Source organism: Sphaerisporangium dianthi (assembly GCF_042654065.1).
GTDB classification, from domain to species: Bacteria; Actinomycetota; Actinomycetes; order Streptosporangiales; family Streptosporangiaceae; genus Sphaerisporangium; species Sphaerisporangium dianthi.
Window position 1 is genome coordinate 128,881 of sequence record NZ_JBHSFP010000012.1, and the last position, 25,315, is coordinate 154,195.

Annotated in this window: 21 protein-coding genes; 9 read left to right on the plus strand and 12 right to left on the minus strand. The window is 70.7% G+C overall.

What is annotated here, in order from left to right; all coding sequences use genetic code 11:
- Positions 1 to 86: 86 nt before the first annotated feature.
- The 3 genes from ACFO60_RS19365 to ACFO60_RS19375 form a co-directional block, all read right to left on the minus strand.
- Complete coding sequence (locus tag ACFO60_RS19365; protein WP_380841878.1) at positions 87 to 3,365, minus strand: carboxypeptidase-like regulatory domain-containing protein; 3,279 nt, start codon at positions 3,363 to 3,365, stop codon at positions 87 to 89.
- 297 nt (positions 3,366 to 3,662) lie between these two features.
- Complete coding sequence (locus ACFO60_RS19370) at positions 3,663 to 4,469, minus strand: LppX_LprAFG lipoprotein (RefSeq protein WP_380841880.1); 807 nt, start codon at positions 4,467 to 4,469, stop codon at positions 3,663 to 3,665.
- 70 nt (positions 4,470 to 4,539) lie between these two features.
- Entirely contained in the window at positions 4,540 to 5,034 is a 495-nt protein-coding gene (locus tag ACFO60_RS19375; protein ID WP_380841881.1) for a MarR family winged helix-turn-helix transcriptional regulator, read from the minus strand.
- Between the two features lie 135 nt (positions 5,035 to 5,169).
- Here ACFO60_RS19375 and ACFO60_RS19380 point away from each other — a divergent pair, with 135 nt between their 5' ends.
- Positions 5,170 to 6,222: a cation diffusion facilitator family transporter gene (locus ACFO60_RS19380; RefSeq protein WP_380841883.1), complete on the plus strand. Its 1,053-nt coding sequence runs from the start codon at positions 5,170 to 5,172 to the stop codon at positions 6,220 to 6,222.
- Here the strand turns inward: ACFO60_RS19380 and ACFO60_RS19385 are convergent.
- Together ACFO60_RS19385 and ACFO60_RS19390 are read right to left on the minus strand one after the other, a co-directional pair.
- Complete coding sequence (locus ACFO60_RS19385; protein WP_380841884.1) at positions 6,142 to 6,789, minus strand: 4'-phosphopantetheinyl transferase family protein; 648 nt, start codon at positions 6,787 to 6,789, stop codon at positions 6,142 to 6,144. The genes ACFO60_RS19380 and ACFO60_RS19385 overlap by 81 nt on opposite strands.
- A gap of 34 nt (positions 6,790 to 6,823) precedes the next feature.
- The gene (locus tag ACFO60_RS19390) at positions 6,824 to 8,221 is read right to left on the minus strand and encodes an aminopeptidase P family protein (protein WP_380841885.1); all 1,398 of its coding nucleotides are present in this window, start codon (positions 8,219 to 8,221) and stop codon (positions 6,824 to 6,826) included.
- 157 nt (positions 8,222 to 8,378) lie between these two features.
- Here ACFO60_RS19390 and ACFO60_RS19395 point away from each other — a divergent pair, with 157 nt between their 5' ends.
- Positions 8,379 to 8,807, plus strand: coding sequence for a CBS domain-containing protein (locus ACFO60_RS19395; RefSeq protein ID WP_380841998.1), 429 nt, complete (start codon positions 8,379 to 8,381; stop codon positions 8,805 to 8,807).
- Between the two features lie 132 nt (positions 8,808 to 8,939).
- Here ACFO60_RS19395 and ACFO60_RS19400 read toward each other — a convergent pair whose 3' ends face one another.
- Entirely contained in the window at positions 8,940 to 9,677 is a 738-nt protein-coding gene (locus ACFO60_RS19400; protein ID WP_380841886.1) for a MerR family transcriptional regulator, read from the minus strand.
- Between the two features lie 240 nt (positions 9,678 to 9,917).
- On the opposite strand from ACFO60_RS19400, the gene ACFO60_RS19405 reads away from it, so the two are divergent.
- Positions 9,918 to 10,970 carry a Vgb family protein gene (locus ACFO60_RS19405; RefSeq protein ID WP_380841888.1) on the plus strand — a complete coding sequence of 351 codons (1,053 nt, stop codon included), beginning with the start codon at positions 9,918 to 9,920 and terminating at the stop codon, positions 10,968 to 10,970.
- Here the strand turns inward: ACFO60_RS19405 and ACFO60_RS19410 are convergent.
- The 3 genes from ACFO60_RS19410 to ACFO60_RS19420 form a co-directional block, all read right to left on the minus strand.
- The gene (locus tag ACFO60_RS19410) at positions 10,942 to 12,096 is read right to left on the minus strand and encodes an SGNH/GDSL hydrolase family protein (protein ID WP_380841889.1); all 1,155 of its coding nucleotides are present in this window, start codon (positions 12,094 to 12,096) and stop codon (positions 10,942 to 10,944) included. The genes ACFO60_RS19405 and ACFO60_RS19410 overlap by 29 nt on opposite strands.
- A 329-nt stretch (positions 12,097 to 12,425) precedes the next feature.
- Entirely contained in the window at positions 12,426 to 12,776 is a 351-nt protein-coding gene (locus ACFO60_RS19415) for a hypothetical protein (RefSeq protein ID WP_380841890.1), read from the minus strand.
- A gap of 210 nt (positions 12,777 to 12,986) precedes the next feature.
- On the minus strand, positions 12,987 to 14,492 hold the full coding sequence (locus ACFO60_RS19420; protein WP_380841891.1) for an MFS transporter: 1,506 nt from the start codon (positions 14,490 to 14,492) through the stop codon (positions 12,987 to 12,989).
- 124 nt (positions 14,493 to 14,616) lie between these two features.
- Between ACFO60_RS19420 and ACFO60_RS19425 the strand changes: the two genes are divergently transcribed.
- From ACFO60_RS19425 to ACFO60_RS19440, 4 genes are all read left to right on the plus strand, one after another.
- Positions 14,617 to 15,270, plus strand: a complete 654-nt coding sequence (locus ACFO60_RS19425; RefSeq protein WP_380841892.1) for a TetR/AcrR family transcriptional regulator — start codon at positions 14,617 to 14,619, stop codon at positions 15,268 to 15,270.
- Between the two features lie 231 nt (positions 15,271 to 15,501).
- Positions 15,502 to 16,257 (plus strand): DinB family protein, encoded by a 756-nt coding sequence (locus ACFO60_RS19430; RefSeq protein ID WP_380841894.1) that lies wholly within the window; start codon positions 15,502 to 15,504, stop codon positions 16,255 to 16,257.
- 260 nt (positions 16,258 to 16,517) lie between these two features.
- Positions 16,518 to 17,504, plus strand: a complete 987-nt coding sequence (locus tag ACFO60_RS19435; protein WP_380841895.1) for a zinc-binding dehydrogenase — start codon at positions 16,518 to 16,520, stop codon at positions 17,502 to 17,504.
- Between the two features lie 103 nt (positions 17,505 to 17,607).
- Positions 17,608 to 18,603, plus strand: coding sequence for an RNA polymerase subunit sigma-70 (locus tag ACFO60_RS19440; protein ID WP_380841897.1), 996 nt, complete (start codon positions 17,608 to 17,610; stop codon positions 18,601 to 18,603).
- 169 nt (positions 18,604 to 18,772) lie between these two features.
- Here the strand turns inward: ACFO60_RS19440 and ACFO60_RS19445 are convergent, their stop codons facing one another.
- Positions 18,773 to 18,979, minus strand: a complete 207-nt coding sequence (locus ACFO60_RS19445; protein WP_380841898.1) for a DUF397 domain-containing protein — start codon at positions 18,977 to 18,979, stop codon at positions 18,773 to 18,775.
- Positions 18,970 to 19,824, minus strand: coding sequence for a helix-turn-helix domain-containing protein (locus ACFO60_RS19450; protein ID WP_380842000.1), 855 nt, complete (start codon positions 19,822 to 19,824; stop codon positions 18,970 to 18,972). The genes ACFO60_RS19445 and ACFO60_RS19450 overlap by 10 nt, the downstream gene beginning before the upstream one ends.
- Positions 19,825 to 20,140: 316 nt before the next feature.
- On the opposite strand from ACFO60_RS19450, the gene ACFO60_RS19455 reads away from it, so the two are divergent.
- Together ACFO60_RS19455 and ACFO60_RS19460 are read left to right on the plus strand one after the other, a co-directional pair.
- Positions 20,141 to 20,584 carry an ATP-binding protein gene (locus tag ACFO60_RS19455; protein WP_380841899.1) on the plus strand — a complete coding sequence of 148 codons (444 nt, stop codon included), beginning with the start codon at positions 20,141 to 20,143 and terminating at the stop codon, positions 20,582 to 20,584.
- Positions 20,585 to 21,135: 551 nt separating this feature from the next.
- Positions 21,136 to 24,027, plus strand: a complete 2,892-nt coding sequence (locus tag ACFO60_RS19460; protein WP_380841900.1) for a glycosyl hydrolase family 95 catalytic domain-containing protein — start codon at positions 21,136 to 21,138, stop codon at positions 24,025 to 24,027.
- 92 nt (positions 24,028 to 24,119) lie between these two features.
- Here the strand turns inward: ACFO60_RS19460 and ACFO60_RS19465 are convergent, their stop codons facing one another.
- Positions 24,120 to 25,286 carry an MFS transporter gene (locus ACFO60_RS19465; protein ID WP_380841901.1) on the minus strand — a complete coding sequence of 389 codons (1,167 nt, stop codon included), beginning with the start codon at positions 25,284 to 25,286 and terminating at the stop codon, positions 24,120 to 24,122.
- Positions 25,287 to 25,315 lie beyond the last annotated feature (29 nt).

Genomic DNA, 25,315 nt, shown 5'->3' on the forward strand with positions numbered 1-25,315 from the left:
GGAAATCCCTTGCACAGAGAGCGCGATGGGTGAGGGACGCCACCTGACGGGGTGGCCCTTCCCCCGCGGTAAGGGCCACCCCGTCATCAGTTCGTCGCCCGGTCGTTGGCCACGGTGAGGGCGAGTTCGGCCCAGTCGCCGCCCTCGTCGGTGTTGTGCACGCGCAGGGACGTCCCGTGGGAGGCGCCCGGCGCCACCAGCAGTGACGTGGTGGCCGTCCCGTCCAGGTCGGTGGTGTTCCCGGCCTGACCCCAGCCGCCCTCGTACAACAGGCACCTGACCTCGACGTCGACGGCGTTGGTCACGAGCAGTCGGCAGGTGATGTCGTACTCGATCCGCACCTCGTCCGCGACCAGGTAGACGGGGGGCGGCGCCAGCCGCCGGACGGGCTGGTCCGGGGTCAGCACGAGGATCTCCGACCGCGGGCCGGGGTCGGAGATCTGCGCCGGGAACGGCCAGGGCTCGTCGTCGACGCCGTAGAAGTCGAAGAAGAGCGTGACGCGGCGGAAGCGCTCTGGAGGCTCTTCCAGGTCCAGATCCACCACGCGGGTCTCGGCGGGCTCATCGGGGGTGATCCGCCGGGCGGCGGTCATCAGCACCCCGCCGATGGACTTGGCCGCCGTGAGCTGGTAGGCGCCGAAGGGGACGTCGGGCAGGGTGTAGCGGCCGTCGGGACCAGTGATGGCCGACTTGCCGTCGAAGATCTGGACGACCGCGCCCGCCACCGGAGCGTTACGGAAGCGGACCTGACCGCTGACCGTTCCCGACACCATGACGCGTCGCCAGCGGGAGATGGTGACGCGCTCGGTCCGAGGCTCACGGAACTGCAGCGGTTCGGCGTAGCCGTACAGCCCGCCCTGGGCGGGGCCGTCCCAGAACAGCAGGTTGTCAGGGGATATGGCCGACGCGTCGGTGACGCCGCGCCAGGCGTCGGAGTTGCCGCCCTGGTCGTCGTCGGCGGCGAAGGCGTTCACCAGCTGCCCGGCGATGTTGTCGGCGTAGTCGGTGAGGAGATCGGCCAGCCCGCCCAGCCAGCCCATCTGGTCCAGAGCCTGCCGGCGGGTGTAGTCGTACAGCCAGGTCGCCGCCGCCAGGCGTTCGGCGGCGGTGTACCGGTAGAGACCATCGGGCGAGTTGGGGGAGACCTCGGCGCCCGAGGCGACGTCCTCAGCCTCCAGGTCCTCGGGCAGGACCGCGGCCCGGCGCGCCTCCAGGACGTGCCCGAGCCGACGGTGGACGTCCCAGATGAACGAGGAGCAGACCGTGCCGACCGTGCCCTGCGCCCACCCGGCCTCCGGGCCGGCCGGCGTCAGCGTCGAACGCGGATCGGTGTAGGCGTACAGGCGGTAGTGGCTCTTGGAGGTGACGCCGGGACGCCCGGCCCCCGCACGGGCGCTGTCGGCGGCGGCGTGCAACATCGCCCGGACGGTGGCGGTCTCCTGCGACGGGTCGGGCTTGAGCACCAAGGGCTGGACGACCTCGAACCGGTCGTCGTAGGTGCTCCCGATGCCGTACGGCGTGAACGCGGAGATCACGTACGAGTCGCCGTCCGGGTCGATGAACTCCTCTCCGTGGACCGCGCCGTCCACGCTCTGCGCCACCACGCCGGGCCACATGTACTTCAGTGCGCCGGGGTCGATGAGGTTGGCCGAGTTCACCGCGCCGCCGAGGCTGGCGTCGATGCGGTCGAACAACCGCTCGGATGACGCCGTGGAGTGGGTGATCTCGTCGTGGTTGCGGGTCATGATCCCGGAGTGGCTGTAGGGCATCGGTGGGTCGACCCGGCGGAGCAGTTGCCCGATGACGTCGGGCCCGCCCGGTGACAGCACCACGTCCCCCTTGCGGGCGTTCAAGAACCGGGCCGGCAGGGTGACCTCGATCTCCTCGGTCGTGAGCTGGCAGGCCAGGTTGCCGTCGCGGGCCTGCTGCCTCTCCTGCTCGCCGAGGTTGGCGGGGTCGCACACCGCGCCTTCCACCACGGGGCCGGGTGCGGGCAACGCCATCAGTGCCATGGACCCGGGCAGCAGCGCCGCCGTCCCCGCGCTTCCGGGGACCCCCACCAGGCCGGCGATGGCGGCCGGCGCGCTGAGCACCGTAGCGATCGCGTCGCGTGCCTGCGCGCCGATCTTCGGGCCCGAGCGGACGTCGATGGCCACCGTTCCCGACACCTGGTCGATGACGAGGTCCTGCGGCGACAGCACATCGTGGCTCACGTCCTGGAGGATCTCGTCGAGCCCCAGGACGACCTCGTCCCATGGCCAGGTCTGCTGCTGTTGCGTGTCGACCTTGGCCTCGGCCATGCGGATCGGCGCCGGAATCTCGAACGTCGCCGACAAGCGCACCGGCGTACCGCCCGCGGAGCCGGCGTAGTACACGGTGAATCCGTCGGCGTCGGGTGCGAGCGAGTCCCCGTAGGGGGCGCAGACGGCGATCGCCTTGACGGACTCCGGCGCGATCGTCACCGGCGTTCCCAGAGCCGTGAAGGCGGGCGGCAGATCTCCGGACAGCGGCACGACGGCCATGCGATCGAGGATGAGGGGAACCTCCTCGACATTGCGCACCTGCAACTGCCCGACGAAGCCGGCGTGCGACTTGGCGGCGAACAGCTCCGATGTCGTCGGGGGCACGATGGTGCCGAGATCCCGGCAGGTGGCGTAGGCCGAGTACACGGTGAGATTCCTGGACACCTCCACCTCGTCCTCCACCGAGCGGCAGCGGATCACGAATCCGGTGCTGCGGCGCCGGTGGTCGATGGAGCCGCTGTAGTCGTGCTCGGCGAACGGCGCCATGGTGACGGCGGTGGTCCCGTCGCCGAAGTCCCACTCGTACCGGGCCTTGGTCCTGTCGATCCCCGTCTGGACGATCTGCCGCGCCCGGGTGGGGTCCAGCGGGCCGGAGGTCACCTCCATTCGCCACGGGCCGCGCGTGCCCCGCCGCCCGATCATCGGCTGGTCGGTGACCCGCACCGGTTCCCGCGCGAGAGTACGCAGCGCCTTCGCGAATCCCCCGGGGATGGTGGGGGCGGACAAGGAGGATCGGGGTCCTGCTTGTGGCGCGCGCACCCGGCTGCGCTGGGACGGCGCCGAGAGGTCGCCCAGGGTGAACGCGACCCGGTACCCGGCGGCCGAGGGACGGGCCACCCGCAGCATGGCGGGCACCGGAGCCGCCGAGGCGGGACTTCGCACCGTGACAGGCTCGCCCTCCACCGGGATGACGACGTCGTGTGACTCCTCCCCATGGCGGATCGTCAGACTCCGCGGCCCTGGGGCCGCGAACTGAAGGTGGTGGACGGCGCCGTTGCGGCCGTCCACCACCACGGCGTCCTCCGCCAGCGGCACGCCGTTGTCGTCCAGAACCTCGACCAAGACCGTTTCGGCTGGTCGGGGGCGCGCCGGTGTGACGCGTACGGATCCGATCGATGGCATCTCGCCCTCCTTGAGCGACGCGGCTTTCGCTGACGAACGTAGGATCGCCGGCTGTAGTCCCGCTTCAGGGGAGAGCACCGGGAAATCCCTAGGTGTACTGCACCTGGGTGGTCAGGAGGGCAGGCCAGGGGCCTTACTCAGGAGCGCGGGAGGCCGCGGGCCAGGGCACCGGAATGGGAACGGCGGCACGCGCGGGCACGGCGTCCGGGGTGGCCTGGCCGCGAACAGGGCCGCGTGTCAGCCCGACGGGGTGGCGATCGTGACGGGGGCGTCGTAGTCGTCGAGGGTGACCAGCACCGTGCCGCTGTTGGCGCCCGTGCCGATGGGCAGGCTGGCCTTCAGCAGGCGGCCGGTGTCCTTGGCGATCCACACCTTCCCGTTGACGCCCTGGTTCACCGCGGGCACCAGCGTGACGATGACCTGTTGTGACAGGGTCACGGCCACGCGGTAGGCGTCCACGCCGTCGATCTTCTCGGCGGCCTCGGTCTTGGGATCGGAGGCGGTGGACAGCAGGCGTGCCACCCCGGTCTCGGGGTTCAGGATGGCCGAGGGGTCGTAGATGCTCGCCAGCTCTTTGCGGGTCATCGTCTGGTAGCCCCCGGTGGGGCCCTTGAAGTACACGGTGTCGCCCGTCAGGACGAAGTTCAGCTCTTGCAGGTTGCCCAGGACGTCGATCTGCAGGGTGCCCTTGGCGTCGCCCTCACGCGTCAGGGAGCCGTCGGCGTTCTTGACGGGAACCGGCGGCTTGCCCTCGCTCGTGATCGCGAACGCGACGCTCTTGACGTCGCGCATCGCCGCCGCGGCCTTGTCGAGCAGCTCGCGGCCCGCGGGCAGATCGGCGCCGCCCGGCGAGGACGTGCAGGCGACGGCCAGCCCCAGCGCGAGGACGAGCCACACCATCAGCAGCGACGCGCGCCCGGGCGGCGAGCCCGCCCTGGAGGCGGCGTCCGGTGAGGGACCCGTCCGGGCCGGGGCGAGCCTGGAGGAGGCGGCGCCGATGGGGACGGCACGGTGAGACCGGGAAGCGAGCGACCTTTTCGACACAGCCGGGATGCTAGCCACCACGGCGCGCTCATCCGCGCGTTTCCGAGTATCGGTTTGAGGTCGGACGGCGCTAGGAGCGTTCCTCCGCCCGCAGGCGCAGGAGGTGCTTGACGACCGGGCTGTAGGCGACCTCGAGCGCCTCGATGAGCTCGGGCGTCAGGCGGTCGATGAAGTGGTAGCGGACGTTGGCGACGTGCATGGGCGCGACGCGCTGCATCGTCTCCCAGCCCTGCTCGGTGAGCACGGCGAACGTCCCCCGCCGGTCGTCGGGGCAGCTCTCTCTGCTGACGAGGGAGGCGGCCTCCATGCGGGCGATCTGGTGGGACAGGCGGCTGCGAGACTGGATCGTCGCCTCGGCCAGGTCGCTCATGCGCATACGATGGCCCGGGCTCTCGGAGAGGTTCACCAGGATCTCGTAGTCGTTCAGCGACAGTCCGAACCCCTGAAGCTCACGGTCGAGCCGATGCTCGAGAAGCTTGTGCGCCGCGAGGTGGGCGCGCCACGCTCGCTGCTCGCCGCCGCTCAGCCAATTGGTGTCGAGGTCGTCCGATTCCGCCGTGCTCATGGTTGTGAATCTATCTCCCCCGGGGCCCTCATGAGGCGGTTGACCTCGGTCGAATGCAAGGATCGTTCCTGATTTGCACGACTTTGCGGCCGGAACGATGTATCTGCGCCCGGACAAAGGAGAAGGAGCGGCGAGATGAGCGACGACGGGACGCGGCCCGCTTCCGGTCAGGAGAGCCTCCTCACGGTCGCGGTGGCCGCGGGGATCAACCTCGCGATCGCGGTGGCCAAGGTCGCGGCGGGCCTGATCAGTGGTTCGGCGGCCATGCTGTCGGAGGCCGCGCACTCGGCCGCCGACACGGTGACCGAGGTGCTGCTGCTGGTGGCGGTCAGGCGCAGCGGGCATCCGGCCGACCCGCGGCATCCGTTCGGGTACGGCAAGGCCGGGTTCTTCTGGGCGCTCATGGCGGCCGGCGCGACGCTGCTGATCGGCGCCGGTTTCTCGATCACCCACGGCGTGCAGACGATCATGGACGGGGAGGACCTGGGCGACCTCAGGGTCTCCTACATCGTGCTGGTGATCGCCTTCATACTGGAGGGCGTCTCGTTCCTGCGGGCCTTCCACCAGGTGCGCACGGAGGCCCGCCGGCTGAACGTGAGCCCCGGGCGGTACGTCGTGAAGACCACGGACACGGCGCTCAAGGCGGTCGTCTTCGAGGACGCGGCCGCCCTGCTGGGCATCGGCGTGGCGTCGCTCGGCCTGCTGGGCTTCCAGCTCACCGGGTCGGCGCTGTGGGACGGCCTGGCGTCGATCGTGATCGGCCTGCTGCTGCTCGGCGTCGCGCTGTACCTGATCAGGGCGAACGCCTCGCTGCTGATCGGGCAGGCGGCGCCGCCCCGCGTCCAGCGGGCGATCCTCGCGGAGATCGACGACCGTCCGGAGGTGCAGGAGGTCGTCGAGCTGCTGACCATGATGCTGGGGCCGGACGACGTGCTCGTCGCCGCGAAGATCGACTTCGTGGACGAGTGCACGGGGCACCGGCTGGAACAGGTGTCCGACGAGATCGAGCGGCGCCTGAAGGAGCGCTTCCCCGGCATCGGGCACGTCTTCCTCGACCCGACTCCGGGAGCGGACGTGCGCCTCCGGGCGACGCCCGCGCCGGTGCGGTCAGGCGTCGATCCGGCGCAGCTCGGCCGGGTGGTCGGTGACGGCGGCTCCGACGACGGGGCCGGAGGTCCACTCGAGTAGGCGGCGCCCCTTCCATCCCGGCGTCCCTTCGGGCGCGCCGTGACCGTCCATGTCAGACAGGTCGGTCAGCGGGAAGTCGTCGATCTTCAGCTCGCCTCGCTTGACCAGGGCCTCCTTGCGCACCCACTGGCGGATCACCCGCCGCTTGTCGTAGCCGAACAGGGCCAGCTCGCGGGGCGTCAGGGTGAACTCGACCAGGCCGCGATCGACCTCGCCGTCCGGCACGTGCTCGGCGTCGACCCCCACCCGGCCCGTCCCCGCCACGGCGCACACGTACCCGGACGTGTGGGACAGGCTCACGCCGAGATCGGGCGCCTCGGCGATGGACGGGCGGCCGTGGCCGGGGCCGTGCTCGTCGCAGTACTGGATCAAGGTCAGCTCGTCGGCGGGCAGCCCCAGGCAGGCGGCGGCGCACTGCCGGACGAGCAGGTGGGCGGCCACGAAGTCGTCCCGGTCGCGATCGCGGACGAAGCGCGCCGCCCGCTCGCGCTCGGTGTCGGTCAGCGTGCCACCCACCGCGGCCAGCACGGCGTCCGTGCGGCCGGCCATCACGATCGAATCGCGCACGCGCCCACCCTAGCGGCACCGCGACCGGCCGGGATCAAGGGACGAGATCTCCCATCCAGGCCTCGATCTCGTCGGGGTGGCGGGGGAGGGCCGCGGACATGAGACGGGCGCCGTCCTCGGTGATCAGCAGGTCGTCCTCGATGCGCACGCCGATGCCGCGGAACTCCGGCGGCAGGGTCAGGTCGTCCGGCTGGAGGTACAGGCCGGGCTCGACGGTGAGCACCTGACCGGCCTCGAGCACGCCGTCGAGGTAGACGGACGCGCGGGCCTTGGCGCAGTCGTGGACGTCCAGGCCGAGCATGTGCCCGCTGCTGCACAGGGTGTACCGGCGGTGCAGGTCTCCCTCGGCGGAGTCGAGCACCCCCCACTCGCGCAGCCCCTCGGCGATCACCCGCATCGCGGCGGCGTGGAAGTCGCGGAAGCGCGCGCCCGGCCGCAGAACGGCGATCGCCGCGCTCTGCGCCTCGTACACCAGCTCGTAGACCTGCCGCTGGACGGGGCTGAACCGGCCCGACAGCGGCAGGGTGCGGGTGATGTCGGCGGTGTACAGCTCGTCGGTCTCGACGCCGGCGTCCAGCAGCAGCAACTCGTCGCGGTTCAGCGCTCCGTCGTTGCGGATCCAGTGCAGCACGCACGCGTGCGCGCCGGAGGCCACGATGCTGTCGTACCCGGCCGCGTTGCCCTCCAGCCGGGCCCGCAGCCCGAACACCCCCTCGACGTACCGCTCGCCGCGCGGGTGGGCGAGGGCCTGCGGCAGCGCGCGCACGACGTCCTCGAAACCGCGCCCCGTGGCGTCGACGGCGTGCTGGAGCTGGGCGACCTCCCAGTCGTCCTTGATCAGCCGCATCTCGGCCAGGAACGAGGTCAGCTCGTCGTCCCCGTCGTGCGGCGCCACCCGGGCGTCCACGGAGGCGTCGACGCCGCGCAGCACCCTGGCGGGCCCGCCCAGGGCGTCGGGCAGGCGGCCGATCGGCGCGCACTCGATCTGGTACAGCGCCTCCGCTTCGGCCAGGGTCGGCCGCGCGCCGACCCAGAACTCGCCGTACCGGCGGTCGCGGTAGAACTCCTGGCCCGCCGTGCCCTCGGCGGAACGCGGGGAGCGGGGGCGGGTGAACAGCGTGGCGGCCCCGGAGGGCGCGATGACCAGCACGTCGTCCGGCTGCTGCCCGCCGGTCAGGTAGGCGAACGCGCTGTGCGTCCTGAACCGGTGGTCGGAGTCGTTGCTGCGGACCTTGAGCGTCCCTGAGGGGATGACCAGCCGCTCACCGGGGAACCGCTGAACGAGCGCGGCCCGGCGCTTGGCGGTGTAGGCCGCGAGCGGCAGCGGCGCCAGATCATGCCGGCTCGTGTCGTCCCAGCCGCCGGTCATGAAGGCGGCCAAGGCGTCGGATATCGGCAGGTCGTGACTTCCGGTGTTCAGCTTGTCGTTCATCTGCGGCCCCGTGGAGAGAAGTGGTGGCTGGCATGGTACTCAGGCCGTCCGGGGTCCGCGGAACGCCTTTAGGCGAAAGCGCGCTTAAGGATAGTGTCAAGTGGGGAAGCCACAGATACCCTTCCTGGCCTCCCCTTACCGTGACGAGGTGGTGTCGATGCTCATCAGCGCGATCCTGCGGAGCAAAGGAAGCACGGTGACGACCGTGCGCCCGCAGGCCACGGTCAACGAGTTGCTGGCGACTCTCGCCGATCTCAACATCGGCGCGGTCGTGGTGTCGGAGGACGGCGAGACGATCGTCGGCATCGTCTCCGAGCGCGACGTGGTGCGCCGGCTGCACCAGCGCGGCCCCGGCGTCCTGGACGAGCCGGTGGCGTCGATCATGACCACTCCGGTCCGCACCTGCGAGCCGGACGCGGACGTCGAGGACATCCGCAAGACCATGACCGACCACCGTTTCCGCCACCTTCCCGTCGTCAGCGGGGGCCGTCTGGCGGGCATCGTCAGCATCGGGGACGTGGTCAAGAGCGCCATCGAGGAACTGGAGACCGAGAAGGCCCACCTGGTCGACTACCTCCACGGCTGACCCGCCGGCCCGCCCCGGCGACGCCCGGCCCTGGCACCGCCGGGCGCCGGACGACTCCGCCGCCCCGCGTGCGTCACTCTTTCGGCCGCCTCGCCCGGGGGCGAGGTTCCGCGTCCCTCGTCGAGACGGCGTTCAGGCTCCGAAACCGATCGCGAACGCCCGCTGGAGGTAGTCCCAGACCTGTGCGGTCAGCACGCCGCGCGTCGCGGCCTCGGGCCCTTTCCTGTCGATCCGGGCATAGATCGACGACATCATGGCCGGGTCTCCGCCCGCCATGTCCCGCATCAGCGCGGTCCAGCGCCGCGCCGACTCCTGTGCGGCGGGGTCGGCCGGGTCCGTTCCGTCGTCGATGTGCCGCTGGAGCTCGGCGACGACCTCGGCACCCTGCCGCAGCCATTCGGTGAACCTGTCGGCGAAGCCGGGATCCAGATGCCGCCGCTTGGCCTGAGCCAGTTGCTCGGGCGTGAAGTCGTTCGCCTGCACGAGTGCCTCCATGGCTTCGATGAGCTGGTCGATGGACGGCTCGGTGGCCCGCAGGATGGCCTGGAGGAGGGCCGTGAGCCGGACGCGCAGGTGGCGATGCGCCTCGATGGTGCGCTCGACGTGGGCGAGCTGGGCGCGTACCGCCGAGCCGAGGTCCTCGGGGCCGCCGTCGAGCGACTCGGCGATCTGGGCCAGCGGCATCCCGAGCTGGCGTAGCGCGAGGATCCGGTACAGCCGGCGGACGTCGCCGCCGGTGTACACCCGGTGCCCGGCCGGCGTGCGCACCGTCGGCGCCAGCAGCCCGATCCGGTGGAAATGATGCAGGGCGCGGACGGTGAGGCCCGTCGCCGCGGCCAGGTCACCGATCTTCCAGAGTCGTTCGTCCACGTGATCACCCGGATCGACGCTATTGCCTGACGCGACGTCAGGCACAAGCCCCGGACACCACCGATTCCCCCTGGACCGTTGCTCGGGCATGACCCCGCCGCCGGTTCCTCCTGGTTGCACCTGGTTGCACCTGACCCGACGTCAGGCGGCACCATCCCCGTGGGTCCGTCACGCGGGCCGGCGGACGGCCGTCGCGCCCGTGGATCTCCCCCCAGCCGCATCCGACAAGGAGAGCCGTTCATGCGTTCCAGAACATCCGGTGGGCGAGCCGTGACGACGATCGCCGGAGTCGCCGTCGCGCTGTCCGCCGTCCTCGCCGATCCGGCGCACGCCAGGACGCTCCACGCCCCGGTCGTGACCGAATTTCCCGTCACGCCCGGCTCGGGCCCGACGTTCCTCGCCGCCGGTGCGGGCGGCACCGTGTGGTTCACCGAGCTGACCGGCGACCGGATCGGGCGCATCGGCGACGGCGGCGCGCTCACCGAGTTCCCGATCCCGACGCCGGAGGGCGCCCCGCTCGACGTCACCGCCGGCCCGGACGGCGCCATGTGGTTCACCGAGTTCCTCGGCAACAAGATCGGCCGGATCACCGGCGCCGGCGACATCACCGAAGTGCCGATACCCACCCCTGGCAGCCGTCCGGAGGGCATCGCCACCGGCCCGGACGGGAACCTGTGGTTCACCGAGGGGGCGGCCGGCAAGATCGGGCGCCTCAGACCCGCGGGTGGGATCACGGAGTTCCCCGTGCCCACCTCCGGCAGCGCGCCGCACGCCATCACGGCAGGTCCGGACGGCGCGATGTGGTTCACCGAGCCGGGCGGCAACCGCATCGGGCGCATCACCCTCACCGGGCGGATCACCGAGTTCGCGCTTCCCACCCCGCGGAGCGACCCGCACCGCATCGTCACCGGCCCGGACCATGCCCTGTGGTTCACCGAGCGGGGCGTCGACCGGATCGGCCGCATCACGCCGAGCGGCCGGATCACCGAGTTCCAGCTCGCCGAGGGCGGTCAGCCTCTCGACATCGCCCCGGGCGCGAACGGGGACCTGTGGTTCACCGAACGCGCCGCCGGCCGCGTCGGACGGATCACCCGGACCGGGAAGATCACGCACTTCGCGGTGCCCACCTCCGCCGCCGAACCCCTCGGCATCACCGCGGGCGCCGGCGGGACGATCTGGTTCGCCGAGGGCGCGAGCGACAGGATCGGCCGCCTGCGCGCCACGCGCCGGACGGCCCCGCCGCCCGGCGCGTGGCGTGGTGCGTCTACCAGCGCAGGCGAAGCGTGGCGATGAAGTCGTTCAGCCGCTGGGAGATGATCCGGTGGTCGTGCGCGGACGGGTGCCAGTCGCAGCCGCCGTAGTCGAGTTCGGCGTTGTCGTAGTACCAATAGCGCACCCGGTCGTCGCCCTGCTCGTTGCGGTCCTGGACGATCTGCCGCGCCGCGTCGGCGAACGTCGTCGCGTCGGACGCGCGGGTCGCGCTGACCACGATGATCGCGCGCTTGCCGTACCGGTCGCGGAGCTTGTCGATGAAGCCCTGGTAGGCGGTCTTGTAGGCGGCGACCAGGGATTCGGGGGTCCACGGCTCGCCCGGGTTGACGGCGGTGGAGAAGTCGTTGATGCCGAGGCCGACCACGATCAGCTGCGGGCGCCAGGTGCCCGGGTTCCTCCAGACGTCGCCGGGCACGCCGATCAGGGCCCGGTCGTAGTAGGTGCGGAAGTCGGTGCCCGGCTCGATGCCGTTGTAGTTGCGCACCATCCCGCGGCCGGAGAAGGCGTTGAGCTGGTAGTCGGCGTCCAGGCCGCGCGCGGTGAGGGCGCCGAAGGCGAGGTCGGCGTTGGTGTTCCGGTCGAGCTGCCCCGGGGCGGGGCACTCGCGGGTGGGGGAGAGGTTGCCGTAGCCGGCGGTGTAGGAGTCGCCGATGAACTCGATCTGCCGGCGGCGATCGGCCGGCCGGGGAAGGACGGCGCCGCCCGGGGCGGCGACGAATCCGCCGAACTCGCCCACGGCCGATGGGCTCTCGGTGCGCTTGACGAGCCGCACACTGTGCAGGCCGTGGCGCAGGTTCCTGACCCAGTATGTGGTGCGGCCCGGGGTCACCAGCGTGGCGACGGTGGCGCCGTCGACCTGGACGTCGTAGTCGTTGACGGCGTCGTTCAGGGCGATCCCGACTCCGGTGCCGGCGAAGCGGCCCTCGAAGTAGACGCCCGGCCAGCTGTACCGCACGGACCTCCCGGCGATCTGGACCCGGCCGGCGGTGTGCGCCTTGGCCGGCACGGCCGTCGCCGTGGCTCCCGCGGATGTCGTGTTCCCCGCGGGTGTCGTACCGGAAGGGGCGGTCGCGTGGGCGGCCGCCGGCGGCAGTGTGGCGGCCACCGCCAGCGCGGCCAGTGCCGCCTTCACCTGTATGCGTCGCACGGTCTCTCCTTGTCCTGCCGGCGAGCGCCGTGGGTCACGCTCCGCCGGGCGATGAGGGGCCAGCGTTGAAAGCTTCATGGGCGCGGGTACGGCGACGGCCGCCGGTGGAGGCCGCGGCGCGGCGGCATGACGGCTCACCGGGGCGCGGACGTCCGGCGGAGGTGCGGATGACGTGGGGGGCAACGCCCATCCTTCGCGTCGGGGCGGACGAGGTCGGCGGCAGGCCCGGAGAACACGTGAGGCCCGGCGCCGCGCAGAGTGTCCGCGCCACCACCCCGGCCGTCAAGACCACCGAACCGCCCGGCGTGACGCGGAAAGCCCCCGACCCCTCAGTAGCTGTCACTCCAGCGATACCAGGGGCCCTGGATGTGCTCGAAGGACGAAGCGACCGACGGGTCGGAGTCGTCGTCCGGAACCCGCTCAGGGCTCCAGACGTAGCCGTAGGGGTCCACGCCGGGCCCGTTCTCGCCCACCTTGAAATAGACGCGGTCGCCCTCGCGGTAGACGGCCTGGAACTCGATGTCCCCGATCTCCCGCGGCCGGGTTCTCGTGCCGTCGTCCGGCCCGGCCGTCCGAGCGACCTGCTCCATCTCGGCGAAGGAGCGCACGACGCGTTGCTCGTCGCCGTGTCCGCAGGATGCCAGCGATGCCAGTGCCACGCAGACGACCAGTTTCCTCACGCCTTGATCGTCCCCTATCGAGAGCCGCTCGCAGCGCCGCGGCCAGGCCGACCTTGTGCGTCCGAGAAATCAGGACAGGGTGGCGAAGACGCCTGTCTCTCCTGCTCCGCCCGGCGAGGGCGCCGTGGGTCACGCTCCGCCGGATCCGGTGCTCTCGCCTCGGGTCGTTGTCGCCGTCCTGTCCCTCGCGGCGCCTCGGGGCTGAGCCGGTCAGATGCGGGCCGTGCTCGGCCGGCCGGCCGGCGTGGTCGGCACGTCGAGCCCGGCCGCTCCCAGCACGTCCTCCAGTTCGACCTCGCCCGTGGTGAGCGCGGTGCGCCGGCCTCGGGGGAGTCCCCACGCGATGAGGGCGGCGGCGATGAGCGTGCCGGCCGCCGCGCCCGCGAAGACGAGCACGAACTGGGACTCGCGGGGCACGGGCACCGGCGCGCCCGGGATGAGGTCGCGGGTCAGCATGGTGATGACGAAGGCGGTGCCGAGCGACATGCCCACCGAGCGGGCGATGGAGTTCACGCTGTTGGCGATGCCGGTCTCGGCCGGAGCCACGTGCTCGATGAGCAGCGGAGGCAGGGCCGCGTAGCCGAACGTCACGGCGGTGTTGACCACGAACGCTCCGGCGATGACCTCCCACGTCGCCGTGTGCAGGGCGGCGAGCAAGGTGAATCCGGCGAAGGCCAGCAGCATCGACAGGACCAGGGTCGCCTTCGCGCCGTAGCGGGCGACGAGGCGCCCGCCCAGCGGAGCTGTGACGACGCCGGCGGCGGTGCCGGGCAGCAGGTAGATGAGGCTCGTGGCGAGCACCGTCGCCCCGAAGCCGTACCCGGCGACCGCGGCCGGCGTCTGCACGAAGACCGAGACCGCGAGGAAGGCGACGAACATCGAGACGCCGAGGAACAGGCCCGCCACGTTCGCCAGGACGATCGGGCGGTGGGTGAGCATCCGCATGCTGACCAGCGGCTGGCCGATGCGCCGCTCGACGAGCACGAAAGCCGTGAAGGCGACGACGGCGCCGGCGAGCGAGACGAGCACCGCGGGCGACGCCCACCCCCACGTGTTGCCCTCCTCCAGGGGCAGCAGGAGCAGCACGAGGCCGGCGCCGAGCAGGATCGCGCCCGTCCAGTCGATGCCTCCGGAGGCCACCGCCTTGCGGCGCGGCAGCGTCCATGCCCCGGCGAGCCCGACGGCGCTCATCAGCGTCGCGAGCCAGAACAACCGGTGGTAGTCGCCGCCGGACCTCATGAGCAGCCCTGTGACCACCAGCCCGAGCCCGGCGCCGACCGCCAGCATGCCGCTCACGAGCGCCATGGCGCCGGTGAGGCGGAGTGGCGGCAGCTCTTCGCGGAGCACGCCGATGGCCAGCGGGAACAGCCCGAAGCTTGCGGCCTGCATGACGCGGCCGAGCAGCAGCAGGGGGAGGTCGGCGGTCGTCGCCGCGATCAGCGAGCCGGCCAGGACGACGACGAGCACGCCGAGCATGACCGGGCGCCGCCCGCGCAGGTCGCCGAGCCGGCCGACCAAGGGGGTCAGGACGGCCGCCGCCAGCAGGTTGGCCGTCACAACCCAGCTGGCCGCGGTGGCGGAGACGCGCAGGTCGACCTGGATGTTCGCGACGACCGGTACGACCAGGGTCTGCAGCGCGGAGACCAGAAGGACGCTGTAGGCCGCGATCGGCAGGACGAGGCGGGAAGGCCGGGACGCGTGCGCGGCCTGCGACATGACGAACTCCTCTTCGAGCGGGTACTCCGGCAGAGCCTAGACGGGAAGTTGATGATTCTCAACATCGTGTCGAAAAAAGCCGATGCTGTGTCGATAGCAGGTGGCGCGGCTGTAGACTCGTGCCATGCCTGGAATCGGAAGCCGCAGAGGCCCCACGAAGGGCGACCAGCGAGAGCGCGCCCTGCTCGACGCCGCCCGCGTGATATTCCGCGATAAGCCGTTCGGCCAGGTGACCATCGACGAGTTGGCGAGCGCGGCCGGCATCGCCCGATCGGGCTTCTACTTCTACTTCGAGTCCAAGCAGGCGGTGCTCGCCGCGCTGTGCGACCAGGTCATCGGCGAGAACGACAAGGAGATGGCCGAGTGGCTGGCCTCCGACGGCCTCGACCGCGAGGCGCTGCGCCGGGGCATGGCCGGCGCGCTGGCCCGGTGGCGCGTCGAAGGCCGGTGGATGCGCGAGGCCTTCCACAATCCCGACCCGGGGCCGGAGGTCCTCCAGATTCGTGAGCGCCTCACCGCCGACGGCTGTTCGGCGGTCAGCCGGCGCATCGAGCGGGACGCGCGGGCCGGCCTGACCGTGGACGGGCCGCCCGCGCTGCTCGCGTCGATGGTCCTCAACCTGCGCATCTCGACGCTCGCCGACGCGTTCGCCAACCCCGGCGAGCACACCGACGACGAACTGCTCGACACGCTCACCGACGCGACGCTGCGGCTGTTGTACGGAGTCGTGCCCGAGAGCGGCGTCCGCGCCGTCCCCGAAGAGATCACGGCCGGCTAGTTCGAGCTGTCCGACGTCAGCGATGGCAGGCCGGCGGGCACGTCGGGGACGTGGTCAAGAGCGCCATCGAGGAGATGGAGCCCGAATGGCCGGTGGCTTCGGCGCCATTCGGCCGGGTGGGATGCGAGTGCCGCTGCCCGCCTGGCTTGGGGGCCTGGCGCGGAGGGTCGTTCCACGTGATCGACATTGCCGAAGGTGGCGCGGGCGGGACGGGTGCGGAAGACTGCCCCGATGACTGCTGAGTACGCCCAGAGTGACCAGTTCCGTGGTGCCCGCATCCACCAGTGCGACCTTGCCGGTCTCGAGATCCGCGACTGCGAGGTCAGCGGTCTGAAGATCGTCGACTGCTATGGGAGCGACGTCTACCTCGGTGGCGACTTCGAACGTCTCGTCGTCAACGACGTCGACGTGACCGCCTACGTCGAGGCCGAGCTCGACCGGCGGCACCCCGCGCGGGTGCTGGCGCGTGACGCCGCGTCCCCCGACGACTATCGGGCTGCTTGGGATGCCATCGAGACGCTGTGGGCGGCGACACTCGACCGCGCCAGGCTGTTGCCCGAGGCCAAGCTGCACGAGCAGGTCAACGGCGAGTGGTCGTTGGTCGAGACCCAACGGCACCTGCTGTTCGCCGGCGATGCCTGGCTCGGCAATGCCGTGCTGGAGGAGGAAGCGTCGTACCACCCGTTGGGCTTCCCTGCCGGCGGGATGCCGCCCGACGCGACGGCGAAGCTCGGTCTCACCCTCGAAGCCACCCCGACGCTCGACGAGGTGCTCGCGCCGCGGCTCGCCCGCATGGCCACGATGCGCCGTGTCGTCGACGGGCTCACCGAGGCCGAGCTCGATCGGGTATGCGGTCGCAAGCCTGCGGACCCGTATCCCGACCAGGAGTACGTCGTGCGCCGCTGCCTCAAGGTGGTGCTGAAGGAAGAGGCCGAGCATCACCGGTATGCGGTGCGCGACCTCGCCGTGCTCGAGGCAGGCGCCTGAACCGGCGCCTGAACCGGCGCCGACCCGGCCGGACATGACCTCCAGCCGCATTGCGTGCTGCTAGGACGGTCATCCAACGGTCACGTCGACCACAAGACCACGCTGAAGCGCTGACTCCGTGCGGTTCGGGAGCGGCCGATTCCTTTTTGTAGTGGCCGGGGTCTACATGGGGGGAGGCGCGGCCCGCGCAACGGGCCGGTCGGTCTCTCTCATGTACGCCGAGAAAGAGAGGCTGATCCGCAATGAGGATTCCCGCGACCATGCGCGCGCTGCAGCAGACGTCCCTCAACGGCCCGCAGGACATGCGCCTGATCACCGACGCGCCGGTGCCGAGCCCCGGCCAGGGCGAGGTCCTGATCCGCGTCACCACCGCCGGGATCAACTTCGCCGACATCTCGAAGGCCCGCGGCACGTTCCTGGACGGCCCGCGGCCACCGTACCTGGCGGGTTTCGAGGCCGCTGGTGAGGTCGTCGCGGTGGGCGAGGCGGTGACCGGCCCGCGACCGGGGGCCCATGTCGTCGGTGTCGGAGACGGCGCTTTCGCCGAGTACATGGTCCTGCCGGCGGCTGCGGCGGTGCCGGTGCCTTCGGGCTGGACGGAGCAGCAGGCGCTGGGTCTGGTCGTGAACTGGCCCACCGCGCTGGCCGCGCTCAAGCCGCTGGGCGGCATCGCTGCCGGGCACGTTGTGCTGATCCACGCCGCGGCGGGCGGGACCGGCCAGGCTGCGGTGAAAATAGCCAAGCACTACGGTGCGACGGTCATCGCCACCGCCTCGCCGGGCAAGCACGAGACAGTGCTGGCACTGGGAGCCGACCACGTCCTGGACTCCCTCGGCGGCGACCTCGCCGCCGAGGTGACGGAGCTGACCGGCGGTTCCGGCGTCGATGTGGTTCTGGAGTCGGCCGGCGGCGCCACCTTCGCCGCCAGCCTGGCAGCGGCCAAGCGGGTCACCGGCCGGGTCGTCGTCTACGGCGTGGCAGGCGGCGAGGCCCCGATCACCAACTGGGAGCTGGTGTACAAGCATCAGGTCCACGTCATCGGCCTCAATATCGGCGTGCTGATCCAGGCCGCGCCGCAGATCTTCGGCGAGCTCATGGGTGAGTTGTCCGTGCTCATCGCGGCCGGCGTGCTCGCCCCCAGCCTGCCCACCGTGTACGAACTGGCCGACGGCCCGAAAGCGCTGACGGAACTGGAAGCCAGGGCCACCGTCGGCAAACTGGCCCTGCTCGTGAACGGGCAGCCGTGATCGGCGGAGAGGGTGCCCGCGTCGTCGATGGCGGCCGCGGCGGGGCCTGGCGTCGTCGGCACGTGGACCACGCCCGGACGTGTCGCAGCACTAGGCTCGCGGCGTGACATCGCATCTGCGGGCGGCACCGAATCGAGATCGGTTCACCACCGAGACCGAGCGGTTCCGCCGGGAGTTGCTGGCGCACTGCTACCGCATGGTCGGCTCGGCGCACGACGCCGAGGATCTGGTGCAGGAGAGCTATCTGCGGGCGTGGCGGTCCTACTCCGGATACGAGGGCCGGGCGTCGATTCGGTCCTGGCTCTACAAGATCGCTACCAACGTCTGCCTGACGGCGTTGAAGCCGCGCCCGATCCGGGTGCTGCCCTCGGGGCTGACAGGCTCCTACGACGGACCCGATCGCCCGCCGAGTCCCGTCGCTCCAGGCGAGGTCTCATGGCTGGAACCGCTGCCGGACGCATGGATCGCCCCGCCCGCCGACGATCCGGCTGCGGTGGTGGTCGAACGCGAGTCGCTGCGGCTGGCGCTCATCGCCAGCCTGCAGCACCTGCCCGCCCGCCAACGTGCGATCCTCATCCTGCGCGAGGTGCTGGCGTTCTCGGCGGCCGAGACCGCGGAGATCCTCGACACCACCACGGCGGCGGTCAAGAGCGGTCTGCAGCGCGCCCGTGCCCGGCTGGACGAATTGAAGCCGGAGCCCGAGAAACTGCTCGAACCGACCGACCAGCGGGCACGCGCGCTGCTCGACGGCTACATCGCGGCCTTCGAGCGCTCCGATGCCGGCCTCCTGGAACAGGTACTGCGCACGGACGCCACATTGGAGGCGACCCCGTTCCGCGAATGGCAGGCGGGCCGGGCGATGTGCGTCCACATGCTCGACGCGTACGTGCTGGGCACACCGGGCGACTGGCGGATGATCGCGACCACCGCCAACGGCCAACCCGCCGCCGTCGTGTACCACCGGGATGCGGACGGCGCGCTCCGAGCCGACGGCGCCGTGGTGCTGACCCCCACCCCCACCGGCGTCTCCCGCGTGATCAAGTTCCACGATCCCGCGCTGGTCGCGACGTTCGGCTTCCCGGACGTGCTCGCGCACTGACCCGCCAACGGGTACAGCCGGAGTCGGCCTGCTCGAACTCTAGGCGTTTCGCATCGGCGTCGGCACGTTCCCGCAACCGCCTGGTCGGCTACTCGCAAGGCTGAGCCGCGAGCCGACCCGGGCGGGGTGATCCTCGACGATGCCCGTGAGAGGGTCGGCGCCTGACGGATCAGGACGGGATGGTGAAGGCGCCTGTTTTGACGCCGGCGACGAAGGATCGCCACCCGGAAGGGTCGAAAAGCAGCTTGGGTCCATCCGGAATCTTGCTGTCGCGTACCGCGACTACAGAAGGAAGGTTGTCGGCGACCTCGACGCACTGACCGCCGTTACCGCCGGAGAAGGACGACTTCCGCCACACGGCGGCGCTTAGATCCATTCCTGCCTCGCTTCCTCGATCATCTTGATGGATACGCGCTCAGGATAGGCCCAGAGTCGTATCGCTTCATATCGGTTTCGAGTCGAGGTCACCATGTCGTGGTCGGTGGTCACCTGTCCTTCGGCCGACGAGTCCGCGTGAATAGCGTGCGGCCGCCCGTCTTTGAGTTCGGCGATCATGAAGGCTCCCAGCAAGCCGATGAGACAGTGCGGGTCAACAACCTGGAAAGAGATGTTGGGCCGCTCGATGACCTCAAGCAAGTAGTCGAACTGCTCTCGCATCACCTCAGGCCCGCCGACCTGACGACGCAGCACTCCCTCATCGATGAGCGCCACGAATAGGGGAGGATCATCCCGGTCGAGGATGCCCTGCCGTTGTGCCCGGGCCTCGATGCGTGCTTCTACCTCCTCTGGGGCGATCTGGGGCTCCTGGCCGAAGATGTGCCGGGCGTAGGAGGGGGTCTGGAGGAGGCCGGGGACCAGCAGAGGGTCCCAGGACCAGATGATGCGTGCAGCCGGTTCGATTTCGTCTGCCCAGTCGACGAACCATGCCGGCCCGCTGGGACGGGCGGCGATGTGCTTACGCAAGTCCGTGAAGAAGGCGCCGTCGCCCGAGCCGAAGAGCCGGTCCAGCTTCTCGGCGTCGGACAGCGAGGGAGTGCGGCTGGCGGCCTCCAGTCGGCTCACCTGGGTCTGGGTGCAGCCCAGCCGTGCGGCCACCGCCGCCTGGGACAGTTGGGCGGCCTCCCGAAGGCGGCGCATCTCGGCACCGAAACGCGCGCGGGGGATTCCGGGCCGGGGAATGGCTCGACGCTCATCGCGTTCCTCCAGAAAAGAGGGAAAAATGGACTTTCTGGCTGGGCGGCTATACCAGGCGACGGTTTATGTAAACCGGATCCTGTCATCGCAGGTCATCTTCTGGGGTACCGATTCGGTCCTGGATTCGCTGGTCACGACGGCAATCTAAGCACACGCCTTCTTTGTTCGACAGGACAAAGGAAAGCAATTCATCGCCCGTGAATCAGCGAGGGGGACGAGTCATGTCTGATCGGAACGGCGCTCTTTCCTGCCACGGCGGCCCACGCCGAAGATGTACCGACAGTGGTCCGGCGGCGACGGGCGCGGAGCATGCGGCGTGCGTGGTCACGTCGGCGGTGAGGGAATGAGGTCGGACGAGCAGGTGCTCCGGCACGGTGGCGCGGTGCCGGGGACGGAGGCGTGGTGCGGGGAGTTTCCCGGTGACATCGCCTCCGTCCCGGCCGCGCGGGCGTGGGTGCGTGGACTGCTGGCGACGAGGGTCGCCGCTCCGGCCCTGGACGACGTCCTGCTCCTTCTCAGTGAGGTGGTGACCAACGCGGTTGCCCACTCCGACTCCGGGAGCGCGGTGGGCGGCCGGGTGACGGTGCGCGTCGCCGTGGCCCCCAGGACGGTCCATGTGGAGGTGACCGATGCCGGGTCGGCCACGAGCGCGCCCGTCGCCCGGATGGTCGAGGCGGACAGCGACGGGGGCCGGGGACTGTGGCTGGTCAACACGATCGCCACCGCCTGGGGCTCCCACCACGACGACGCGGACAGAACGGTGTGGTTCCAAGTCGCCGAGATGTAAGGCGTGCCTTCCTTGAAGGACACGGGCAACCCGGCCTGACAGGGACCGTCCGGTCAACGGTGCGGCGGCGATGGCAACCCTGCGCCCGGCTTGTGCGTCATCCGCCGGCGCCATGTCGGCTCGTCGTCCATCTAAGGTGGGATGACTTCCGGTGACGAAAGAGCGAGAGAGGTGATGGACGGTAGGCGCATCTCGCGGTCGCCGGCCTGGATCGCGGCCTTCCGGCTGATGAAAGTTGCACGGAACTCCTGGGAGGTCCGGCGGCCGTCCTGGAAATCCGAGCCAGAGGTGACGCGGCGTTCGCTAGCGTCCTTGACGGCAGACATGATACGTCGTACGTTGCGGACGCTTCATTCATGGGATGTCTCCTCGACATACCGCATGGTGTTCTTGCCGCCGGAGGCACCTTTGACCGAGTGCTCCGCATCTGACCGAGTGCTCCGCATCAGGGCGCTCCGTCCATCGGCGGCCGCCACCAAGGCGGCGAGCCGTGGCGGCACAGGCGGCACGTGGCCGCGACCATCGCCCCCCATTCGTCACCAGGAGCTTCGATGAACATGCCGCTGAACCGCCGACGTTTCATCGCGACCACAGCGGCGGCCGTCGGTGCCGCCGCGCTGCCTTCGACGATCTTCGCTGACCGGGCGGCCGCCGCCGTGCCGCCGCAGGTGTCCCTGCCGCAGCGCGGCATCTACGACACGGCCGCCGCGGCGGGCTGGACCGATGCCTTCCTGACCGGCAACGGTGAGTACGGGGCCATGCTCTACGGTGCGCCCGCCCTGGAGAAGGTCGTCTTCACCCATCATCGGTTCGTGATGCCCAACGGCAGCCGTAATGTGACTCCGCCGGTGCTGTCGGGCCGGTTGGCGGGAGTCAGGGACAAGGCGCTCGCCGGTGACTTCAACGGCGCCACCGGCGACTTCACCTCCGGCTGGTCGCTGCGCTGGACCCAGACCTTCCATCCAGGTTATGAGCTGCGGATCAGCACCCCGGGGATGACGACGGTCGGCGACTACGCCCGGATCACCGACTTCAGGACCGGTGAGGTGACCTCGACGTGGACCGACGGCAATGGTGTGTGGACACGCCGGGCCTTCGTCTCCCGGGCCGACCGGGTGATCGTCCACGAACTCACTCCCGCCCCGGGCCGGACGATCGACACCACGCTCAGCGTCTACACGGGCCTGAGCGGCGTGCCGGGGTCCGTCGCCTTCACCACCCTGGCCACGGTCGACAACGGTGACGGCTACCTGAACCTCAGGGGCAGATACCCCTCCGGCCAGGGGGCGTTCGGCTATGAGGGCGTCACCCGGGTGGTCGCGTCCGGCGGTTCGGTAGGGGTGAGCGGGTCGGCCATCGTGGTGGCCGCGGCGACCAAGCTCGTGCTGCTGACCAAGCTCGATCGCTACGAGTCGTCCACCGCGTGGGACGCGAAACCGCTGCACACGGCACTGGCCGCGCTGAGCGCCGACTACGCGGCGTCGCTCACGCGGCACACCGCCCTGCACACCCCGCTGTACGACCGCTCACGCCTCGACCTGAACGTCAGCGCCGCCGACCGGCGACTGTCGACCGGTGAGCTGGTCGCGCGGCAGAACTCCAACCGCAACGTCATCGACCTCGCGTTGCTGGAGCGGATGTACGACTCCGGCCGTTACCTGTTCCTCTCCTCCAGCGGCGTCCTGCCGCCGCGGCTGACCGGCCTGTGGACGGGCGCGTGGGACGCGGCGTGGGCCGGCGACTTCACCACCGACGCCAACGTCAACTTCCAGGTCGCCGGCGGCAACATCCTGTCCCTCACCGAAGTCATGGACGGCTACTTCAACCTGATCCTCGGCCAGATCAACGACTGGCGCACCAACGCCAGGAACCTCTACGGCACCCGCGGCCTGCTCGCCCCCTCCCGGACCGACGGCGAGTACGGCAAGATGCTGCACTTCGACGGCGGGTTCCCCGGCCACACCTGGGTCGGCGGCGCCGACTGGCTGCTCTATCCGCTGCTGGAGTACTACCAGGTCAGCGGTGACGCCACCTTCTACCGCACCAAGCTCGCCCCGGTCCTGATCGAGCTCGCGTTGTTCTACGAGGACTTCCTCACCCGCACCGACGCGGGCGGCAAGGTCATTTTCGTGCCGTGCTTCTCCATGGAGAACAGCCCCGGCAACACGGGCAGGCAGTTGTCGATCAACGCGACCGGTGAGATCGCCGCGGGCAAGCACGCGCTGCGGGCCGCCATCGAGGCCGCCGACTTCCTCGGCACCGAGCAGGGCGCGGGCCAAGGCGTGCAACGCTGGACCGCTTTGCTGGCCAAGATGCCCGACTATCGGATCAACGGCGACGGGGCGCTCGCGGAATGGTCGTGGCCCAGCCTGACCGACCGGTACAACCACCGTCACGTCCAGCACATGTACCCGGTCTGGCCGCTGCACGAGATCAACCCCGAGGACAAGCCCGACCTGATCCGCTACGCGAGCCGCGCCCTGGACCTGCGAGGGGACGAGTCAGGAGAGGCCCACGGCGCCATCCACCGCAGCCTCGCCCGGGCCCGGCTGAAGGACGGCGCCGGCGTGTACGGCAACCTGCGGAAGATCCTGGGCAACAACATGGTCTTCCGGTCGCTGATGACCTCGCACAACCCGAACCTGGCGATCTACAACGCCGACGCCGCCAACTCCCTGCCCGCGATCCTCGCCGAGGCATTGATCTACACCAGGCCCGGCATCCTGGAGTTGCTGCCCGCGCTGCCCGACCAGTTCGCCAAGGGCACGATCACCGGCGTGCGCGGCCGCAACCGCATCCGGATCGACTCGCTCACCTGGGACATCGGCGCCCGGACCGTCACCGCCACCGTCATCTCCGACATCACCCAGACCGTGACGCTCATCTGCCGGCGCGGGATCACCTCCGTCACCACCAGCGCGGGCGTCGCCGCCTCACCTTTGGGCGGCCACGCCCGGCAGGTGTCACTCACCGCCGGCACCGCGACCCAGATCACCGTCGGACTGGGCGCCGGCGGCCCGTCCACCGGCGTCGTCCGCCTGGTCAACCGCAAAAGCGGGAAGGTGCTGGACGTCTACGGCGGCTCCACCGCCGACGGCGCCGCCATCGTCCAGTGGCCCTGGACCGGCGGGACCAACCAGCGGTGGCAGATGTCGCAGAACTCCGACGGCTCGGTCCGGCTGGCCGGTGCCGGCAGCGGCAAGTTTCTCACCAGCCCGAACGCCACTCAGGGCGCCGCCCTCGTCCAGACGACCGGCGACAACGGCGCCAACCAGCGGTGGAAACTCGTCCCCGCGGCCACAAGCGGCTACTACCAGCTCGTCAACGTCGGCAACGGACTGTGCGCGGACGTCGAAGGGGGCTCCACAGCCGACGGCGCCCGAGTCATCCAATGGGCCGGCAACAGCGGCGCCAACCAGGAATGGCAGATCGTCACCGTATGACACCGGTCTCAGCCGTGCTCCATCAGAGGAAGCGGTTCATGCCCAGCCGACGAACTCGTGAGGCCGGTCGCGTTCACGCCGGCGCTCGACGTTCATGGGCGGCGGTCGCGGTGGGCGAGTTTCAGGGCAGGGAGGATCGCGGCGGCGGTGAGGACGAAGGTCAGGGGGTATCCGATCGAGGCGATGACGAGCCCGGCGCCGAGCGCGCCGGCGGCCATGCCCAGGTCGTAGGCGGCGTTCCAGATCGCGCTCACCGCGCTTTCGCCACCGGACGGCACGCGGGCGTACATCAGTGTCAGCGTGGCGTTCTGCAGCGCGCCGAACCCGAGGCCGAACACCAGCGCCCCGCCGATCACCGCCGCCGGTGTGCCGGTGGCGGCGATCGCCGCCATGCCCGCGGCGGACAGCACCAGCCCGGGCACCAGCAGGAACGCCGAGCCGTGCCGGTCGCCGAGCCGTCCGGCGACCCAGCGGGCGAGGGTGGAGGCCGCGGGCTGGGCGAGCAGCGCGCTCGCGGCGACCCAGGCCGGCCGGCCGGAGGTGGCGAGCGGGAGGAAGGTGACCAGCACCCCGACCGCCGCGGTCGACGCCGCGAAGATCGTCGCGGGCCGGGTCAGGGTTGGGTCGCGCAGGCCGGCGACGACACCGTGATGATCGCCCGCCGATGCCGCGGCGGCGCGGCGCGGCAGGCAGGGCACGGGCAGCAGGGCCAGCAGCGTGGCCACCGTAGTCATGACGAACACGGGAGCGAAGCCCCAGTGGGCCGCCACCCACACGCCGGCGGGCAACGCGAGCAGGCTGGGCACCCCGCTGACGATGCCGACGAGCGCGAGGCCCTCACCACGCCGATCCGCCGGGATGAGCAGAGCGGTGACGGCGCCGCCGGCCACGGCGGCGATCGCGAAACCGGCTCCGCGCACGACGCTGACCACGACGATCACCCGGATGTCGTCGCTCATGGTGAGGATGATGGTCGGCGCGCCGAGCAGGGTCAGCCCCAGGGCCAGCGCCCACCGGTAACCGAGCCGGGCGATCAGCCTGGGGGTCACCAGCTCGCAGGCCACGGTGGACAGCAGCAGCGCGACCGTCGCCAGCCCCGCGCCGCTTTCGGAGCCGGCCTGCTCGGCGTACAGCGGCACGACCGAGAGCGGCAGGTAGAAGCCGATCGACGAGCCGACGATGGAGACGAAGCGCAGCAGGAGTGCCCGGGACACGAGCCCCGTCCGCGCGGCCGGCCGGGTACGGAGGTCAGTGGTCATGCCGAGAACGTTATGGGGCAACCGGGTCA

What these genes read in the sequence shown, in the direction of transcription:
- ACFO60_RS19390 (WP_380841885.1), bottom strand. Translation starts at nt 8,221, where the DNA reads ATGAACGACAAGCTGAACACCGGAAGTCACGACCTGCCGATATCCGAC.
- ACFO60_RS19380 (WP_380841883.1), top strand. Translation starts at nt 5,170, where the DNA reads ATGAGCGACGACGGGACGCGGCCCGCTTCCGGTCAGGAGAGCCTCCTC.
- ACFO60_RS19460 (WP_380841900.1), top strand. Translation starts at nt 21,136, where the DNA reads ATGAACATGCCGCTGAACCGCCGACGTTTCATCGCGACCACAGCGGCG.
- ACFO60_RS19375 (WP_380841881.1), bottom strand. Translation starts at nt 5,034, where the DNA reads ATGAGCACGGCGGAATCGGACGACCTCGACACCAATTGGCTGAGCGGC.
- ACFO60_RS19430 (WP_380841894.1), top strand. Translation starts at nt 15,502, where the DNA reads ATGACTGCTGAGTACGCCCAGAGTGACCAGTTCCGTGGTGCCCGCATC.
- ACFO60_RS19420 (WP_380841891.1), bottom strand. Translation starts at nt 14,492, where the DNA reads ATGTCGCAGGCCGCGCACGCGTCCCGGCCTTCCCGCCTCGTCCTGCCG.
- ACFO60_RS19395 (WP_380841998.1), top strand. Translation starts at nt 8,379, where the DNA reads ATGCTCATCAGCGCGATCCTGCGGAGCAAAGGAAGCACGGTGACGACC.
- ACFO60_RS19455 (WP_380841899.1), top strand. Translation starts at nt 20,141, where the DNA reads ATGAGGTCGGACGAGCAGGTGCTCCGGCACGGTGGCGCGGTGCCGGGG.
- ACFO60_RS19465 (WP_380841901.1), bottom strand. Translation starts at nt 25,286, where the DNA reads ATGACCACTGACCTCCGTACCCGGCCGGCCGCGCGGACGGGGCTCGTG.
- ACFO60_RS19445 (WP_380841898.1), bottom strand. Translation starts at nt 18,979, where the DNA reads ATGGATCTAAGCGCCGCCGTGTGGCGGAAGTCGTCCTTCTCCGGCGGT.
- ACFO60_RS19405 (WP_380841888.1), top strand. Translation starts at nt 9,918, where the DNA reads ATGCGTTCCAGAACATCCGGTGGGCGAGCCGTGACGACGATCGCCGGA.
- ACFO60_RS19425 (WP_380841892.1), top strand. Translation starts at nt 14,617, where the DNA reads ATGCCTGGAATCGGAAGCCGCAGAGGCCCCACGAAGGGCGACCAGCGA.
- ACFO60_RS19435 (WP_380841895.1), top strand. Translation starts at nt 16,518, where the DNA reads ATGCGCGCGCTGCAGCAGACGTCCCTCAACGGCCCGCAGGACATGCGC.